Below are 16,413 nucleotides of genomic sequence, written 5' to 3'. Positions count from 1 at the left end.
CTAACGAGCCGTAGTCACAACCGCACCACAAGCCACACATTTCCCGCTAATGGGCTTATCCCTCAACGGTCGACCCGAACACCGGTACGCACGCGGGTCCCGCCGGCCACACACCCGTGCCCGGACCTCGTCGGGCCGGCGCTCGGTTCAGCCGGTCGCCATCGACTGCTCCAGGGACCACGTGCACACCGTTCCCGACTCCGAGTCGGCGGTGAGCCACACGCCGTCGGAGCGCACCACGAGCCATTCGCGCGGCGCGTCCTCGGGGTACTCGACCTCGGCGATCGCCCGCAGGTCCGGCACCGAGAACAGCACGTGCCGCTCGCCCGAGGAGGCGGCGAGCACCAGGTCGCGGCGGACGAAGCCGGCGTAGATGTCGAACACCTCGTCCTGGTCCGGGAAGACCTGCTCGCCCGGTCGGGCCGCTATCACCGCGCCGTCCGGAAAGCGCACCAGCCCCAGCGGACCGGCCTCGATCGGCGTGGTCAGCATCATCCGGCCGGAGCCGTGGATGTCGTTGAGCACCCGGCTGTCCCCCGGCGGCACCTGGGCGACCGCGCCCGGGGCGTCCGCGCGGAGCACGAAGATCCGGTACGCGTCGTCGGCGTGCGACGCGGCCAGGCCCACGTGCACGCCGTCGGGGTGCGGGAGCAGTTCGGAGCCGACGGTGGTCGGGTCCAGCGACCAGGTCGCCAGCGCGGAGCCGTCCGCGCCGTCGAGCAGCACACACCGGTCCCCCTCCGCGGTCCGCACCACCGCCCAGACCCCGGCCGAGGTGACCGCGCTCGAGCCGGCCTCCTCGGCCTCCCACGGCACGTGCGGGTGGGCCCACACCTCGCGTCCGTCCGGATCCAGCACCACGACCCGATCCGGTGCCGAGGCGACGAAGTGCCCGAGGTCCGGGGTGACCGAGTGGCCGCCCCGCCAGTCCTCGGGCAGTCGTACCTCGCGCACGGTGGTCAGCGAGTCGTCGAGCACGACGAGCGAGCCGTCCACACCGTGCGCGAGCCAGGCCGCCGCGCCGGGGATGCGGTCGAGACTCCACAGGGACGGCAGGGTCGCCCGGGCCAGAAGTTGAGCGCGCATGGCGTGAACTCTATTGGCGCCCGGCACCGACCCGTACGGCTCAGCGCCGACGATCGGTCTCCGCGTCCGGCCGGTCGTCGCCCGCGCGGTGCCGGCCCCGCCCCGGGACGGACGACGGCTCCGGGTCCGTCTCGGCCCGCCTGCGCGACGCCGAGCGGGCGCGCAGGAGTTCGATCGCGACCGGGAGCACCGAGATCAGCACGATGCCGACCAGGATGAACTCGATGTTGTCCCGGACGAATCGCACCTGCCCCAGCGAGTAACCGAGCAGCGTGACGCCCACCGCCCACAGGAACCCGCCGATCACGTTGTAGACCACGAACGTGCGGTACTTCATCCGGGCCACGCCCGCGACGATCGGCGTGAAGGTGCGCACAATCGGCACGAACCGGGCCAGCACGATCGAGCGCGGGCCGTACTTCTCGAAGAACTCGTGCGCCTTCTCCACGTTCTCCCGCTTGAAGAAGCGCGAATCGGGCCGGTTGAACAGGGACGGCCCCACTTTGCGGCCGAACAGGAAGCCGACCTGGTCGCCCACCACCGCCGCGACCCACAGGAGCAGGCACACCAGCCACAGCGGCTGCGAGAACTTGCCGTCCGAGACCAGCAGACCGGTGGTGAACAGCAGCGAGTCGCCCGGCAGGAAGAAGCCGATCAGCAGGCCCGACTCGGCGAAGACGATCACCAGGATGCCGATCAGACCGAACGTGGAGATCAGCTTGTCGGGGTCCAGGAACGATGGACCCAGGGCGATGGTGTTCACGGCGTGAGCCTCCTGGAACGGGTGATGGCGGACGTCGGAAGTCCCCCGACCAGGTCATGATTAGGCAAAGAGAATTCCTTCCGAAGGTAACGTCCGCAGCGTGGGACCGGTTCCCGGGGGTGCGGTGGAGGAATTCGCCGGGTCGGGTCAGACGCGCTCGGGCCGGGTCAGCGCGACCAGCGCGCCGTCCTCGTCCAGGGTCAGTTCGATCGCCAGGGCGCGCAGTTCGCCGAGCCGGCCCAGGTGCGAGCCGCCGCACGGGATGTGCGCGTCGCCGTCCGGCAGTCCGCAGTGCCACACCCGGCGGGCGGTGAGCGCCGGGCCGGGCACCTCGATCCGCACCTCGGCGTCGGTTTTCAGCCATTGTCCGAGCAGCGCCTCGACCTCGTCACGCACGCCGGGCAGGTCCTGGGCCAGGCCATCCGCGGTGAAGCCCTTCTTCCGCAGCGACTTGCCGATCCGGTAGTCGTCGCGGCTGCCGCCCACGTCCATCCGGGACGAGGTGATCGCCAGGTTGTCGAAGTCGGGGCGGCCGAGGCTGTCGGTACGCACCTCCTTGCGCCAGCGCGGCGCGAGTACCGCGTTGAGCGCGAAGGCCAGCAGGTGGCAGGAGGTGTGCGCGGCGCTCAGCGCGGCCCGACGCTCGGCGTCCACGATCAGTTCGGCGCTCGCCCCGACCAGGTCGTCCGGATCGCCGGGAGCCTGCGCGAGCACGTGCAGCACCAGCCAGGACCAGTCCTCGTCGCCGCGCCGGACCGGGATCGCCTCGCCCACCGCGAACTCCCCGTCCGGGCCGACCGCGCCGGTCACGCAGTCCGCCACGGCCAACTCCGCGCCCGCCACCCGGATCACCCCGGTGTCGGCGGGCTGGTCCGGCCAGGTGTGGTCCAGCGGGTGGAACGGGGTGCGCGCGACCACCAGCGCGGTCCGCCCGTCCGGCAGCACGGGCGCGGCCAGGATCGGTGTGGTGCCGGTGCCGGCGCCCGCCGGGAAGGTCACCTCGGTGGAAGTCGTGGGGAGGGCCATGCGCGTCCTAACCTCGATTCGATCCGGTCGCCGTCGCACCGGTGCGGCGGTGGCGCCGTTCGGTCCATTCGATCATGGACAATCCTCCTCACACGGGAATCGCGAGCAGGGACGGGTCTGTGCACGACCAAGGCTGGATCTCGACCACGACGGGGCTGGCGGGCGACGCCGAGGCCGGGCCACACGGCGTCGGCTGGATGCTCGTCGCGTTCATCTTCACCTTCGCCGTGACGCGACTGATCACCCGGCTGATCCGGGCGGGCAAGGGCCCGTTCCGGAACATGATGGTGGGCAAGGTGCACGTGCACCACCAGGTGTACGGGATCTTCCTGATGTTGATCGCGGGCGCGCTGGAGTTCGCCTACGAGCCGGGCGGCGCGCTGCGGCAGGTGCTCGCCGGGTTCTTCGGGATGGGCGCCGCACTCACGCTGGACGAGTTCGCGCTGCTCGTGCACCTGGACGACGTGTACTGGGCGGCGGACGGCCGCAAGTCGGTGGACGCGGTGCTGATCACCGCCGCGATGGGGCTGCTGCTGTTCGTCGGCGCCAACCCGCTCGGCCTCGGCGACGGCGACAGCAAGCCGGTGGCCGCGACGGTGGTCGTGTTCAACCTGACCTTCGCGCTGTGCGCGCTGGCCAAGGGGAAGGTGGCCACCGGTCTGATCGGGGTGTTCGTGCCGTTCGTCGCGATGGTGTCGGCGATGCGCATCGCCAAGCCCGAGTCGCCGTGGGCACGTTGGCGGTACAAGGAGGGCCCGGGGCGCACCTCGCCGCACGCGGACACCAAGCTGGCCCGCTCGTTGCGCCGCTTCCCGCCCGACCGGCGCACGTGGTGGGACCACACCAAGGACTTCGTGGCGGGCGCGCCGCACCGGTAGGACGTGCGGGGCGGCCAGGCGGGCCGCCCCGACGCGTCGCCGGTCTACAGGTTGGGCAGCACCTCGTTCTCGAACAGGCGCAGGCTCTCCCACGCCAGCTCGGGCGGGATGCCGCCCATCATCGGGTGCAGGATCGCGAACGCCGCGTCGCCCTGGGCCTTGAGCTCGGCCACCAGGGTCTGGGGTGTGATCACCCGGTACTGACCGCCCGCGCGCAGTTCGTCGGCGTCGGTGACGCTCGCGTAGCCGCCCACACCCGACGTGCCCGCCTTCGCCATCGTCTCGCCGTAGGCGTTGACCTCGTGCAGCGCGTGCGGCGCGATCCTGTCCCAGTCCCGGTCGGGATCGTTCGAGAGGTGGAAGAAGCTGGTGTCGCCGCCGAAGTACGGGCCCGGGTCCTCCTCGCCGAGCTTGACCTTCTCGTCCCGGTAGAACTCCCAGATCGCCGGATTCGAGGGCATGAACCCGTCGGCGATCCGCGCGGCGCGGCGCGCGGCGGCCTCGACGCTGCCGCCGAGGATGATCGGCGGTCCGCCCTTCTGAAACGGCTCCGGGGTCACCCGCACGGTCCGGCCGCGGAACTCGAACTCCTCGCCCGTCCACGCCTTGCGCAGTGTCTCGACGGTCTCCACGGTGCGCTTGACCCGCTCGCGCATCGGCACGTCGTACATCGCGAACTCGGCGTCGACGTAGCCGTTGGTGAGCACCACGTTGACCCGGCCCTGGCTGAGCAGGTCGAGCACCGCGAGTTCCTCGGCCAGGTGCAGCGGGTCGTGCAGCGGCGCGGGTATCGCCGCGATGGTCACGCCCATGTTCCGGCTCCGCGCGGTGATCGCGGCGGCGAACTGGAGCGGGGCGGGCAGGTATCCGTCGGCGAAGCCGTGGTGCTCGGACAGCGTCACCATGAAGAACCCGTGCCGGTCGGCCCACTCGACCATGTCGAGTGCCGCCGCGTAGCGCTCCCCCATGCTCGTCCCGGCGAAAGCCGGATTGCGGAAGTCGAAACGCAGCGCGAACACAGCCATGCCGTACTCCTGTCCCCGGCGCCACCGCCGAGGTGATCGGCGCCGCACTCTCTGATGGGGCGTCAGGTTAGTCGCGCGGGTCGAGGAGAACCAGGGGCGGCGCGAACGAGCGCCGGCGGCGATCGGCCGATGCGGCCGGTCAGTCCCCGCGCAGCGCCCGGTCCAGCAGGACCCGCAGCGCGCGCCGGTCGGCGTCCGGCAGGCCGGTCAGCGGCGGGTCCTGGGCGAGGCCGGCGAACAGGCGCTCGCGCAGGTCGGCGCCGGCCGGGGTGAGCGCGATCAGCTTCGCGCGACGGTCGCCGGGATGCGGTCGGCGCTCGACCAGGCCGCGCTCCGCCAGCCGGTCCACCACGAAGGTCACGTTGGGCGGCTCGCAGCACATCCGCCGACCCAGTTCGCGCATGCCCAGCGGTTCGGCGAGTTCGTGCACCGCGTTCGCCTGGGACGCGGTCAGGCCGACCGCGCCGGCACACGCGGCGAAGTGCGCGTCCAGCCGTGCGGTGGCCGCGTAGAGCAGCGCGGTCAGTCCCGGCAGCTCGCCTTCCCCCGTGGTCATGGCCACACTCTAGCCGAACTTCGTTACAGCTCGAATGATTCGAGGTGTAACGTCGGCATGGAACTGACACGCCGTCAGTTCTCTTGGTCGTCCCGGGAGGCACCCGTCCATGTCCGCAATCCTGGCCGGCCGGATGGCCCTGGTCACCGGTGGCAGCGGCGGCATCGGCTCCGCGTGCGCGGCGCGGCTGCTGCGTGACGGCTGCTCGGTCACGCTCACCGCCCGCCGGGCCGACGCGCTCACCGAGACCGCCGAACGGCTGCGCGCGCAGGCCCCGGCCGGCACCGAGGTGCGCGTGGTCGCGGCGGACGTGTGCGGCACCGACGGGATCCGTACGGCGGTCCGCGTGGCGGGCCCCGAACTCGCCGTCTGCGTGGCCACGGTGGGCGGCGGGAGCACCGCGCCGATCCTGGCCATGGACGACGACGCGTTCCTGGCCGACCTGCACCGCAACACGCACAGCGCGTTCCTGGCGATCAAGTACGCCGCGCCCGTGATCGCCGCACGCGGCGGCGGCGCCATCGTGTGCGTGTCCTCGACCGCGGCCAAGCTGACCATGCCGTTCCTGAGCGGCTACGCGGCCGGGAAGGCGGGCCTGGAGGCCCTGGTCCGAGCCGCCGCGGACGAACTGGGCGCGGCCGGCGTCCGGGTCAACGCGGTCCGCCCCGGCCTGGTGCGCTCGCAGGAGGACGCCCGGATCTTCCGCGACGAGGAGATGCTCGCGCGCTTCCTGGCGAACAAGCCGCTGGGCCGCACCGGCCTGCCCGAGGACATCGCGGAGACCGTCCGCCACCTGGCCGGCCCGGAATCGTCCTGGACCACCGGCCAGAGCCTGGCCGTGGACGGCGGCAACGAACTGCGCCGGGCGCCGTCCTTCGAGAAGTACGCCCGGGCCGCGCTCGGCGACGCGGTGATCGACGCGGCGATCGCGGGACGCGACCCGTACGCCGCTTCACCCTGAACCATCCCCGAAACCCCTGCCCTACCCCCACCCCACTTCGAACGCGACGGAGCATCCGGATGACCACCGACGTGCAACTCTCCATCGGCCTGCCGAACTTCGGCACCTGGCCCGCCGACGACTGGCGCGGCTTCGTGGACGTCGGCCGGGCCGCCGACGACGCGGGCATCGACCGGATCGTCCTGGTCGACCACGTGGTGATGGGCCCCAACACGCACAACTACACGTGGGGTCGCTTCCCCACGCCGCCCGAGGCGGCCTGGCCCGAACCGCTCACGCTGCTCGCCGCGATCGCCGCGGTCACCTCGAACGTGCGCCTGGCCACCGGCATCCTGGTCGCCCCGCTGCGCGGCGCGACGCTGCTCGCCAAGACGGCGGCGACACTGGACCAGATCTCCGGCGGGCGGCTGGAACTGGGCGTGGCCACGGGGTGGCAGCGCGAGGAGTACGACGCGGCCGGGATCGACTGGGACGCGCGCGGACAACTGCTCACCGACACGCTCGCGGCGTGCAAGGCGTTGTGGACGAACCTGCCCGCGTCCTTCGCGTCCCCGACGGTGAACTTCACCGACGCCTATTGCGCGCCGCAGCCGGCGCAGCCCGGCGGTGTGCCGCTGTGGATCGGCGGCACGCTGAACAAGCGAAACCTGGATCGCATCGTGCGCAGCGGCGACGGCTGGATTCCGATCATGGGCCTGTCCACCGCCGACATGGCCCGGGACGTGGTCCGTATCCGCGAGGCGCTCGCCGCGGCCGGTCGCGACCCGCGGGCGCTGGGTGTGCAGGGCCCGCTGCCGATGGTCAAGGACGACGCGGGACGGTTCGACCTGGCCCGCACGATGGCCGGTGCGGCCGAGGTGATCGCCGCCGGCGCGACCGCCGTGCACCTGCCCATCCAGGTGTTCTGTACCGGGCCCGAGGGCGCGCCCGCGTTCTTCGCCGAGGCCAGGGAGCTGTTCGACAAGGTGGTGTCCGGGCGCTGAGCCGCCCGCGGACGCGGCCGGCCACCTGGGGGCTTTACCCCGGCTTGGGGAAAGTTCGAGGTTTGCGGAACGTCGTCGGCGGGAGGGTCGTTGCCCTGGTCAGGGCGCGATACGGCGCCTTTGTCCAACGCGGGAGGGCCCTCCATGTCCGACGTCACGCTGCCCACCGGGGCCAACGCGCCCCTGACCGGCGACCGCGCCGAGGTCTCGATCGGGTGGGGCTCGGCCGACGTCGTGGACGTGTCCGCCGTGCTCCTGACCGACGCGCACAAGGTGCGCACCGACGAGGACCTGGTCTTCTTCAACAATCCGGTCGGCGGCGACGGGGCGGTGCGCACCGCGCCCGGGCCCTCGGGCACCACCCACGTCAGCGTCGAATTGGCCAAGCTGCCCGCAGAGATCGCCCAGGTGGTGGTCGTGGTCAGCTCGGACGCGGACCGCCCCGGGGCGACCCTGGGCCAGGTGCCGGGCCTGGGCGCGACCACCGTGTCCGGGGACGCGCGGATCGCCTACACGCCGGACGCCTTCGCCGGTGGCGAGACGGTCGCGGTCCTGGTCGAGTTGTACCGCCGCGGCGACGCGTGGAAGGTGCGCGCGGTGGGTCAGGGCTACGCGAGCGGACTCGCCGGGCTGGCGACCGACTTCGGCATCTCGGTCGAGGACGAGCCGGAGCCCGAGCCGGCCCCCGCGCCCGCCGCGCCGGCCCACGTGATGGTCAAGGAGCCCGCCGCGGCTCCCGCGCCGGCCGCGCCCGCGCCGATCTCGATGGCCAAGGAGCCGCTCGGCCGGGTCGACCTGGCCAAGGGCGGCCGCGCGACGATCAGCATGGACAAGGGCGACCGCTCGGTCACCGTCACCGCGTCCCTGGTCTGGGACGGCGGCAACGACGCGCGCCGCAAGACGGGCGCCGACCTGGACCTGTACGCGCTGTTCGTGCCCAGGTCGAAGGTGGGCGCCAAGAAGGGCGGCGACGGGGTGATCTACTACCGCGAGCTCGGCAGCCTGACCTCGGCGCCGTACATCCAACTGGACGGCGACTCGCGCGTCCCCGGCCGCGAGACGGTCCGGATCACCCGGCCGGACGAGCAGGGCTACGTGCTCATCTGCGCGTACAGCGCGGTCGAGAACGGCTTCGGCAGCTTCAAGTCCTACGGCGCGCACGCCGAGGTCACCGACGGCCAGGGTTCGACGGTGAACGTGCCGCTGTTCAACAACAAGCGCGCGGTGTTCTGGGTGGCCATCGCGCTGGTCGACTTCACCGACCCCGACGGCGTGTCGATCCAGCACGTGGAGAAGTACTCCAAGCTGATGCAGGAGCGTCGCCCGATGCTCTACGCGGACGGCACCTTCGAAATGGGCGCGGGTCCGGCGGAGTTCAAGACGGTGCGCTCGCCGCGCGAGCGCTGATCCCTCACCCGGTGGGTCGCTACCGCTCGGTCGTCGTGGCCGAGCGGTAGCCGGACCGGCCGGGCACCGACCGGGCATCGGGCTCCGGCCGGTGGTACGGCGGTGTGCGGCCTACTTGGCCGAGCGGTAGACGATCACCTTGTCGCCGACGCGCGTCTCGTTGAACAACCGCTGCACGAGACCCTTGTCCCGCACGTTCACGCAGCCGTGCGAGGCCCCGTTGTAGCCGCGGGCGGCGAAGTCGGCCGAGTAGTGCACGGCCTGGCCGCCGGAGAAGAACATCGCGAACGGCATCGGCGTGTGGTACAGCGTCGAAACGTGGTCGCGGCTCTTGAAGTTGACGCTGAACGCGCCCTCGCGGGTCGGCGTCTCGGCCGAGCCGAAGCGTACGTCGGTCGAGTACTGGGCCTTGCCGTCGATCACCCAGGTGAGGCGGTCGGTGCGCTTGTCGATGCAGATCGCCCGGCCGGTCAGGCACCGATCGTCCAGTCCGGCCTGCGGCTTGGGCGGGGCGGGCTTGGTGGTCGGCGGCTTGCTCGTCGGCGGCTTGGTGGTCGGCGGCTTGCTGCTGGTGGCGGGCTTGGCCGTGCTCTGGCTCGCCGACGGCGTGGCGCTGCTCGGCGCGCTGCTCGTGGGCGGGGCCGAGGTCGGGGCGGTGCTCTCGGGCGCCGGCGTCACCGGTGCGGAGGAGGAGGTCACGGGCAGCGGCGACTGCGCACCGGCCTTCGCGGTCGAATCGCTCGACGAGCCGGAGTTGCAGGCCGACAAGGCCAGGATCGCCGTCACGGTGACCGCGAGGGATATACGAGTCTTCTTCATCGAGTGGTGCCTCTCCCGACCCAAACCCAAATGTGGAGTGTTCCCCGAGTCGTGCTCCCTTGTAGACGCGGATGGGGCCCCAGAGGTTGCGTCCCTAGTTTGACCCATTCGGGTGAATGTTCAGCCGGACATGTCCTGCCGTGACCACTTCGGGATCGACCGGACGCAGGTCCGCGGCCCACGCGTCCAACGCGGCGCCGATCTCGCCCCCGGCCAGGGCCGCACCGATGCCCAGGCAACGCATCCCGGCCGCCTCCGCCGCCCGCACACCGCTCTCCGCGTCCTCCACCACCAGGCAGCGGTCCGGTCGTACGCCGAGCAGACCGGCCGCACGCAGGTAGCCCTCCGGGGCCGGCTTGCCCTCGCGAACGTCCTCCGCGGTGACCATGTACACCGGTTCGGGCAGTTCCGCCGCGCGCAGTCGCCCGCTCGCCACCTTGCGGGTGCCCGACGTGACGATGGCCCAACGCGCCGCGGGCAGTGCGGCGAGCAGCCCGGCCGCACCGGGGATCGGGATGATGCCGGTGAATTCGCGCTCCTCGCGCTCGACGATCCACCCGGCCTCGACCTCGGCGTCCAGCGTGGGGGCGACCACGCGCACCAGGTCGATGTCGCGGCGGCCGTACGACGCCGCGACCGCCGCGTCCGGGTCCACGCCGCGATCGGCCGCCCACGCCCGCAGGATGCGTTCGATCAGCGGGTGGGAGTCCACCAACACTCCGTCGAGATCGAACAGGATCGCGTCACAGTCGAGCGTGGTGCCGTCGTTCGCCATCCGAACAGGCTGTCAGGAACGGCGGCGGAGCGTCGAGGCCTTCCCGGCTCATGATCACGTCGGGTTGATCGATCACCCACATGGCTCAGCTATTGATCGAAATCGATCATCTTCGGACCTGGGTCAACGGCCCTCGTTGCCTAACTGTCACGTTTGCGCTGATCGTCACCGGCTAGGTGCTCACTACGGCCCGGACGCGCTCACCCCCAGGCGGCAATCATGTACTTGGTCCTCGCTCTGCTTGCACCGATCGTGATGTTCTTGCTGATACCCGGGCTCTCCTGGCTCGAGGACCGCATGTTGGGCTCGCTGACCCCGCCGCCGCCGACCCCGTTGCCCGTGCCCGTGCCGTCCACCGCGCGACCGGCGGTCGAACCCGCCGCGGTGGCCGCGGCCGCCATCCCGACCCCGCTGCCCACCGTGCCCCGGCCGGCCGGGCACACCGTGCGATCGGGTCGACCGCGGCACGCCCGTCGCTCGACCTCGCTGCTCGCCTACCGGCATCACATCGGCCGCCGGCGCCCGCCCCGAGCCCCGGTCTTCCGCTGACCGCCGGTCCCCCGTCCCGGAGCCGACCCTGAGTGAGTCCGCCGTGCCGCCGCCGGTGCGCATCGAGTCCGTACCGCCCGAACTGGGCTCCCCGCTGGGCGCCACACCGCTGTCCACACACGCCGACGTGTGGCACGTGTTGGGCAGCCGTGCGGACGCGGTCCTCAAGCTCGCGACACCGGACGGCACCGCGGCGGCCAATCCGCGCTACTGGGCCCGGGAGGTCGAGGCGTACGAGAGCGGCTTCGCGCACAGCGTCTACGCCGACTTCGGGCTGACCGCGCCTCGGCGACTGCGCGCGGATCCGCGCGAGGACGGGTCGGTCGCGCTGTGGCTGGACTTCGTGCGCGGGCGGTCCGGAACCACGTGGAACGTCACCCGGTGGGCCGATTTCGCCCGGCGACTCGGCGCCGCGCAGGCCGTCCCCCGACCGGCCGGGCCCTCCTGGCTGTTCGAGCGCCCGCCGCCGGTCGGACCACTGGCCGCCCGGACCCTCGAACTGCCGTACGTGCCTTGCCATCTGAACCTGCGGCCGGTGGACCTGATCGCGCGCGACGAGGACGTCGTACTGCTCGACTGGTCGCACGCGGGCTATGGGCTGCCGGGTGAGGACCTGACCGGGTTGATCCTGGCGCACGCGGCCGATCCCGAGCTGGCCGCGACCCTGGACGCCACGCTGCCGGCCGAGTACGCGCGGGGCGCGGAACGGGCCGAGGCGGACGTGCGGATCGCGATCGCGGCGACGGCGCCCGCGAAGTACGGACCCGGTGCGGACGCGGCGACCCGGCGGATGTTGCGGAAGTGGACCGAGGACGCGGTGGGCCGTTGATCCGGGTTCCCTGCCGCGCCCGGCGCACCGGCCCGAGGGTCGGGGCGGCCGGGGCGGCGGGTGCGGCCGGGCGGTCGGTGCGGTCGATTCAGCGGCGCGACCTGCGGATCGCCCAGATCAGGACGAGCACGGTCGCGACCGCGGCGGCGGCGGCCGGCACCGGGCGCCGGCGGATCTCCGCCGAGCCGGTGAGGGTCGCGTGCCGGAGCGGGTCCGGGGTGTGGTCGAAGATTTGGTTGCCGGCGGTGTGTCCGACCTCGACGGTGCGGTCCTTGGCGTGTCCGACCCGGTCACCGGCCAGCTCGCGGGCCTGACCGGCCTTGTGCACGGCCGCGTCCTTGAGCTCCTCGGCGCGGTGTCCGGCCGATTGCTTGAGTTCCTCGGCGCGGTGTCCGGCCGCTTCCTTGAGCTCTCCGGCCCGGTGCTCGACGGCTTCCTTGGCCTGCTCGGCGCGGTGTCCGGCCGCTTCGATGAGCTCTTCGGCGCGGTGGCCGACCGCCTCCTTGGCCTTCGCGGTCTTGTGTCGGGCCGTCTCCTTGGCCTGCTCGACCCGCTGCCGCGCGGCGTCCTTGGCGTGCTCGGTTCGGTCCTGGACGGCGTCCTTGGCCTGCTCGGCCCGATCGCGGGCGGCCTTCCTGGCCTGCCCGGCCCCCTCCCGCGCGGCGTCCTTCGCTTGCCCGGCCCGGTCACGGGCGGCGTCCTTGGCCTCCCCGGCCCGGTCGCGGACGGTGCCCGCGGCCTGTTCGACGGCTTCGCCGGCCGCCGCTTCGAGCCGTTCGGCCCGGCGTCGGGCCCGCCCCGCGGCACGGTCGCTTCCTCGGCCGACCTGCTCCGCGGCCTCACCCACCTTGCGGTGCACCGTCTCGGGCGGCTCGGCCTGGGTCAACTCCTCCACCGCGTGATCCAATTGCTCACGTTTGCGGCTCAGCGTCGGCTCCTGCTGCGGGAGTGCGCTCTGCGTGGGTGATTCGACGGCGGGGGGAAGGACGGTCGGGAACGCGGCGACCTCGTCGGGATCGCGCGACGCGGACCTGCCGCCGGAGTCTCGGCCTGGGGTACTCATCGGTGCGTACTCCTCTTCACGGTCTCGATGTCCTCGCGTCACCGCCGAGGACCGCGCCTGGCGCCTGCCCCGGGGGCGCCCGGTCATTCGTCCTCGGCGGGCCTTCGACGGCCGGGGCCGTCTCCCCGATCCTGCCGGGGGCGCAGACCCGGCAGGACCGAGGACACGGCCCCGGCGTTCGCATTCGTCGATGCCGGATTCGGTGTCTCGTGGCCGAGGCTAGAAACAACCGGGCCGAGGATCCGGGAATGTCACCCGGATGCGCGGCTCGGCGTGTCCGACCGATTCACCCGATCGGCCGCTCCGCGCGGGACCCGACACACGGTTCCCGGTGCCCCGAGCGAACCGAACGGGCAGGCCGACGGTGCTCAGCCCGCGTTCCCCCGACCCGATGCCGACGACCCGATCCGGGTCCGGGTCGGCCGCGGCGGCTTGTCGTGGAAGACACAGTCGCCGCACGTACCGCCCCCGGGGATCCGGTAGTACAGGCAGCACGTGGTGCGGCGGAACGCGCCGAGCGCACCGTGCAGGCCGGTTCCACGCAACCGGCCTGCGGCCAACAGGCCGTCGGCGAACACGCGTGTGGTCGCGACGAGTTCCGGCTCGGTCGGAGCCAGGTGCCGGTGCAACACGCGGGCCGCGCCGACCAGGGCCGACGCGGCGTTGCCCCACAGCAGCCGCTCGGCGACCGGCACCACCGCTCGGGTCGCCCCGGCGAGCGGCACCAGATGCCCGACCAGCACCGCGTCGTGCAGCTGCTCGATCCCCGAGCGATCGTCCGGCACCGGCGCCGGCTCCGGATCGGGCGCCCACAACTCGACCGGCCCGGCGTCCGGGAAGCGCCAGTACGTCCGGGCCGGATCCAGGTCGGGCACCACCCGGCCGAGCACCGCCGCACCCAGTGCCACCGACCACAGCCGCGAGGCCACGCCCAGATACAGGATCGACGCGGCGACACGCGGTTCCTCGGTCCGCAGCCGGGCCCGTACGTGCTCCACCCGGGCCGCCCACGCGGCGGGCGCGGCCGGGTCGTACAGCTCGGCCAACGGCCGAAAGCCCGCGCCGTCGGTGATCGGTCCGGTCCGCAGCTCGAAGTAGGGCCCCACGTCGGCGAGCCGGCGCAGCGGCCCGCCGCCGTGGGACCGCGACCGCCCGCCGGTCAGCGGCTGTCGCCCGGACGCCACAACACATCACCCGCACCGTCGGCGTTGGCCCGCCGGGCGAGGACGAACAGCAGGTCGGACAACCGGTTGAGGTAGCGCGCGGTGAGCGGGTTGACGGTCGCGGCACCGCCTGCCGTCGCCCGCTCGTCCGCCTCGATCAGCGCCCAGGTCGAGCGCTCGGCACGTCGGGCCGAGGTGCGGGCCACGTGCAGCAGGGCCGCGGCCGGGCTGCCGCCGGGCAGTACGAAGGAACGCAGCGCGGCCAGTTCCGCGTTGAACGCGTCGCAGTGCTCCTCCAGCCGGGCCACGTCCGCCTCGGTGATCCGCAGCCGGGTGTCCCCCACGGCGATCGGCGCGCACAGGTCGGCGCCGACGTCGAACAGGTCGTGCTGCAGTTGCGCCAGTACCGCGCGCGTCTGCGGTTGCGGGTCGCCGAGCGCGAGCACGACCCCGATCGCCGCGTTGGTCTCGTCCGTGTCGGCGTACGCCGCCAACCTCGGATCGGTCTTGCGCGTACGGGAGTTGTCGCCCAGCGCGGTCGTGCCGGCATCGCCGGTACGGGTGTAGATCCGGCTCAAAACCAAGGACATGGTCGGCACCGGCCTCTCTCGGGGAAATCCGCCCCGGTTGGTGAGGTGGCGACGACGTGAGTCTCCTGGCTCTCGGATCATCGCTCCTCCCGGCCTTCCGACCCGTCTCGGGGCCGTGGCCGGTTCGGGAGTCGCTCCCCGATCACAGTGGCGGGACCGCGCCGGATTCACACCGGCTTCCTCGTACCGCCGTCGCCTTGCGCCTCCCACCATGACACGCGCGACGGGCCCGGTCCACCGTCGGATCCGGACCACGCGTGCGGGTGAAGCTTGCCGCCGGTCCGCGCGCCGAGCCCCGGACCGGCGCGGGTAAAGCCCAGGATCGGATTCCGAGAGCGGCTCCCTCGGCCGGCGTCGGCCCGGCGGTATCGGCGCCGAAGGGTGCCGACGGGCACCGGAGGGTGCCGGTGAGTCGATCCGCGATCCGGCCGTGCCGGGAAATCAGTGCCGGAGGTATGCGTGTCCACGGTGTCCGGAACACCTGAACCAGCCGGTCCGACGCGTCGGGTGGGTCGGGTACGTCGAGCGGGCGTGCTCCTGGCGTGTTGTGTGTCGCTGTTCGGAGCCGGGTCGGGGCATCCAGCCGCCTGCGCGGGGTGGTTCGGTCCCGAGGGGATGCATCTCACCTCCTCCGTACCGCTCTTCGATGCCGGCTCGGCGCGGCCGACTCCTTCCGCTGCGGACTTCGACGCCGGGTCGGGACATACCGCCCCGCCCGCCGGACCCCTCGGCGCGGGGACGGCAGGCCCCACCCCATCCGCATCGCTGTTGAGCGCCGGCGCCGGGCGCCCCGTCGGGTCCGGCGACCGGGTGCGGTCCAGGGACCAGCCCGAGCCGAACCTGCCACCCGTCCCGCGTGCCGTCGCCGATCGGGTGGGCACTCGCGCCGGGCAGTCGGTGGACGTCCCGGTCCTGGCCGGCGACTCCGGCGAAGGGCTGGTCGTGCTGTCGTACACCAATCCCGAACACGGCCTGGTGCTCCAGCCGGACGAGCGGGGCGACGCGAATTCGGTGCTGCGGTACACGCCGGGGCCGGGCTTCACCGGACGCGACAACTTTCGCTACACGATCGTCGACCGGCTCGGCCGCGAGGCCACCGCGAGCGTGCGGATCGACGTGGCGGCCGGCCCCGGAGCGTCCGGCCGGCCGGTCGAGACCCGGGCGGGCAAGCTCGGCGTCCATCGCGGCGTCGACGAACTCCGCGCGCCCTCCGCCGCGTCGGCGGCGCGTCCGCGCGCCGGGATCGATCCGGGCGGCGGGTCGCTGCTCGTGGCCTTCCTCGGCTCGGCCCTGCTCGGGGCGGGTGTCCTGGCCTTCGTCGCCCACCGGCGGCCGGGCCGGCGGCGGCCCGGCTGAGCGGGCCCGGGTCGCTTCGATCGGCCGTTCGGGGTTCCGTGCCCGGATCGGCGGCTGTTCCGGGGTTCTTCGGCCTGATCGCCCTTCCGGGGCTCTTCCCCCGATCGGCTGCTCCGGGGTTCTTCGGTCTGATGGCCCTTCCCAGGCTCGTCACCCCGATCGGCCCCTCCGGGCCTCCTCGGTCCGGCCGGTGTCGCCCCGGTCAGCCCTTCCGGGCCTCCTGGGTGAGCTGGTAGAGCCCGTACAGCAGCTCGGCGATGCCGACGATCAGCAACACGACACCGATCTTCCCGAGCGCGACCACCGGTGTGTCCACGTCGTCCGCGAACAGCTTCAGGGCTCCGCCCACCACCGCGCTCAACAGGCCGGCCGTCAACGAGCCGCGTGCCTTCGCCACGGTCTTCCTCCTCCACTCGACCTGCGGGTACGGCTATGAGGCTAGGTCCGGGCCCCGGCCCGGCACGCCCTCCGCGGGAACGAACCGGCGTACACACTTCGGCCTAGGCCCTGTCCGGGTTCGCCGCGGCCGGTGGGTTCGTCGGGGCCTCCGGGAATGGGGGCGGGCCCCACCCCCGGAGGGCGGC

Annotated in this window: 18 protein-coding genes and 1 riboswitch; of the genes, 7 read left to right on the top strand and 11 right to left on the bottom strand. The window is 72.7% G+C overall.

Annotated features, from left to right (window positions below; genetic code table 11):
- Positions 1–147: 147 nt before the first annotated feature.
- The 3 genes from ACIRL2_RS24290 to ACIRL2_RS24280 form a co-directional block, all read right to left on the bottom strand.
- The gene (locus ACIRL2_RS24290) at positions 148–1,086 is read right to left on the bottom strand and encodes a hypothetical protein (protein WP_402234491.1); all 939 of its coding nucleotides are present in this window, start codon (positions 1,084–1,086) and stop codon (positions 148–150) included.
- 40 nt (positions 1,087–1,126) lie between these two features.
- Positions 1,127–1,849: a DedA family protein gene (locus tag ACIRL2_RS24285; protein ID WP_395866761.1), complete on the bottom strand. Its 723-nt coding sequence runs from the start codon at positions 1,847–1,849 to the stop codon at positions 1,127–1,129.
- Positions 1,850–1,996: 147 nt separating this feature from the next.
- Complete coding sequence (locus ACIRL2_RS24280) at positions 1,997–2,875, bottom strand: metal-dependent hydrolase (RefSeq protein ID WP_402234490.1); 879 nt, start codon at positions 2,873–2,875, stop codon at positions 1,997–1,999.
- 119 nt (positions 2,876–2,994) lie between these two features.
- Here ACIRL2_RS24280 and ACIRL2_RS24275 point away from each other — a divergent pair, with 119 nt between their 5' ends.
- Complete coding sequence (locus ACIRL2_RS24275) at positions 2,995–3,753, top strand: hypothetical protein (protein ID WP_402234488.1); 759 nt, start codon at positions 2,995–2,997, stop codon at positions 3,751–3,753.
- A gap of 44 nt (positions 3,754–3,797) precedes the next feature.
- Here ACIRL2_RS24275 and ACIRL2_RS24270 read toward each other — a convergent pair whose 3' ends face one another.
- Positions 3,798–4,778, bottom strand: a complete 981-nt coding sequence (locus tag ACIRL2_RS24270) for an LLM class flavin-dependent oxidoreductase (protein WP_395866755.1) — start codon at positions 4,776–4,778, stop codon at positions 3,798–3,800.
- A 139-nt stretch (positions 4,779–4,917) separates the two neighbouring features.
- Entirely contained in the window at positions 4,918–5,334 is a 417-nt protein-coding gene (locus tag ACIRL2_RS24265; RefSeq protein ID WP_395866753.1) for a MarR family winged helix-turn-helix transcriptional regulator, read from the bottom strand.
- Between the two features lie 109 nt (positions 5,335–5,443).
- Between ACIRL2_RS24265 and ACIRL2_RS24260 the strand changes: the two genes are divergently transcribed.
- The 3 genes from ACIRL2_RS24260 to ACIRL2_RS24250 all read left to right on the top strand — a co-directional run bounded on the left by ACIRL2_RS24260 (position 5,444) and on the right by ACIRL2_RS24250 (position 8,685).
- Positions 5,444–6,295, top strand: a complete 852-nt coding sequence (locus tag ACIRL2_RS24260; RefSeq protein WP_402234486.1) for an SDR family NAD(P)-dependent oxidoreductase — start codon at positions 5,444–5,446, stop codon at positions 6,293–6,295.
- Positions 6,296–6,354: 59 nt separating this feature from the next.
- Entirely contained in the window at positions 6,355–7,278 is a 924-nt protein-coding gene (locus tag ACIRL2_RS24255; protein ID WP_395866749.1) for a TIGR03619 family F420-dependent LLM class oxidoreductase, read from the top strand.
- 144 nt (positions 7,279–7,422) lie between these two features.
- Positions 7,423–8,685, top strand: a complete 1,263-nt coding sequence (locus ACIRL2_RS24250) for a TerD family protein (RefSeq protein ID WP_402234484.1) — start codon at positions 7,423–7,425, stop codon at positions 8,683–8,685.
- Between the two features lie 111 nt (positions 8,686–8,796).
- Here the strand turns inward: ACIRL2_RS24250 and ACIRL2_RS24245 are convergent, their stop codons facing one another.
- Positions 8,797–9,504, bottom strand: a complete 708-nt coding sequence (locus ACIRL2_RS24245; protein WP_402234482.1) for a L,D-transpeptidase — start codon at positions 9,502–9,504, stop codon at positions 8,797–8,799.
- 94 nt (positions 9,505–9,598) lie between these two features.
- A complete protein-coding gene (locus ACIRL2_RS24240; protein ID WP_395866743.1) occupies positions 9,599–10,279 on the bottom strand; it encodes an HAD-IA family hydrolase in 681 nt (226 codons plus the stop codon).
- 261 nt (positions 10,280–10,540) lie between these two features.
- Here ACIRL2_RS24240 and ACIRL2_RS24235 point away from each other — a divergent pair, with 261 nt between their 5' ends.
- On the top strand, positions 10,541–10,828 hold the full coding sequence (locus ACIRL2_RS24235) for a hypothetical protein (protein WP_402234480.1): 288 nt from the start codon (positions 10,541–10,543) through the stop codon (positions 10,826–10,828).
- Between the two features lie 43 nt (positions 10,829–10,871).
- Positions 10,872–11,657: a phosphotransferase gene (locus tag ACIRL2_RS24230; RefSeq protein ID WP_402234478.1), complete on the top strand. Its 786-nt coding sequence runs from the start codon at positions 10,872–10,874 to the stop codon at positions 11,655–11,657.
- Between the two features lie 88 nt (positions 11,658–11,745).
- On the opposite strand, the gene ACIRL2_RS24225 is transcribed toward ACIRL2_RS24230, so the two are convergent.
- The 3 genes from ACIRL2_RS24225 to ACIRL2_RS24215 all read right to left on the bottom strand — a co-directional run bounded on the left by ACIRL2_RS24225 (position 11,746) and on the right by ACIRL2_RS24215 (position 14,473).
- Positions 11,746–12,720 (bottom strand): hypothetical protein, encoded by a 975-nt coding sequence (locus ACIRL2_RS24225; protein ID WP_395866737.1) that lies wholly within the window; start codon positions 12,718–12,720, stop codon positions 11,746–11,748.
- Between the two features lie 368 nt (positions 12,721–13,088).
- Entirely contained in the window at positions 13,089–13,904 is an 816-nt protein-coding gene (locus ACIRL2_RS24220; protein ID WP_402234476.1) for a (2Fe-2S)-binding protein, read from the bottom strand.
- Positions 13,880–14,473: a cob(I)yrinic acid a,c-diamide adenosyltransferase gene (locus ACIRL2_RS24215; protein ID WP_402234474.1), complete on the bottom strand. Its 594-nt coding sequence runs from the start codon at positions 14,471–14,473 to the stop codon at positions 13,880–13,882. The genes ACIRL2_RS24220 and ACIRL2_RS24215 overlap by 25 nt, the downstream gene beginning before the upstream one ends.
- Before the next feature lie 58 nt (positions 14,474–14,531).
- Positions 14,532–14,658: riboswitch (cobalamin riboswitch) on the bottom strand.
- Between the two features lie 625 nt (positions 14,659–15,283).
- Here ACIRL2_RS24215 and ACIRL2_RS24210 point away from each other — a divergent pair.
- Entirely contained in the window at positions 15,284–15,829 is a 546-nt protein-coding gene (locus ACIRL2_RS24210) for an Ig-like domain-containing protein (RefSeq protein ID WP_395866731.1), read from the top strand.
- Between the two features lie 202 nt (positions 15,830–16,031).
- Here ACIRL2_RS24210 and ACIRL2_RS24205 read toward each other — a convergent pair whose 3' ends face one another.
- The gene (locus tag ACIRL2_RS24205; RefSeq protein WP_395866729.1) at positions 16,032–16,226 is read right to left on the bottom strand and encodes a DUF5708 family protein; all 195 of its coding nucleotides are present in this window, start codon (positions 16,224–16,226) and stop codon (positions 16,032–16,034) included.
- Between the last annotated feature and the right edge of the window lie 187 nt (positions 16,227–16,413).

Origin of the sequence: Embleya sp. NPDC127516 (assembly GCF_044765325.1) — a bacterium.
Classification (GTDB): Bacteria; Actinomycetota; Actinomycetes; order Streptomycetales; family Streptomycetaceae; genus Embleya.
This window is presented reverse-complemented; position numbering and strand designations above follow the sequence as displayed.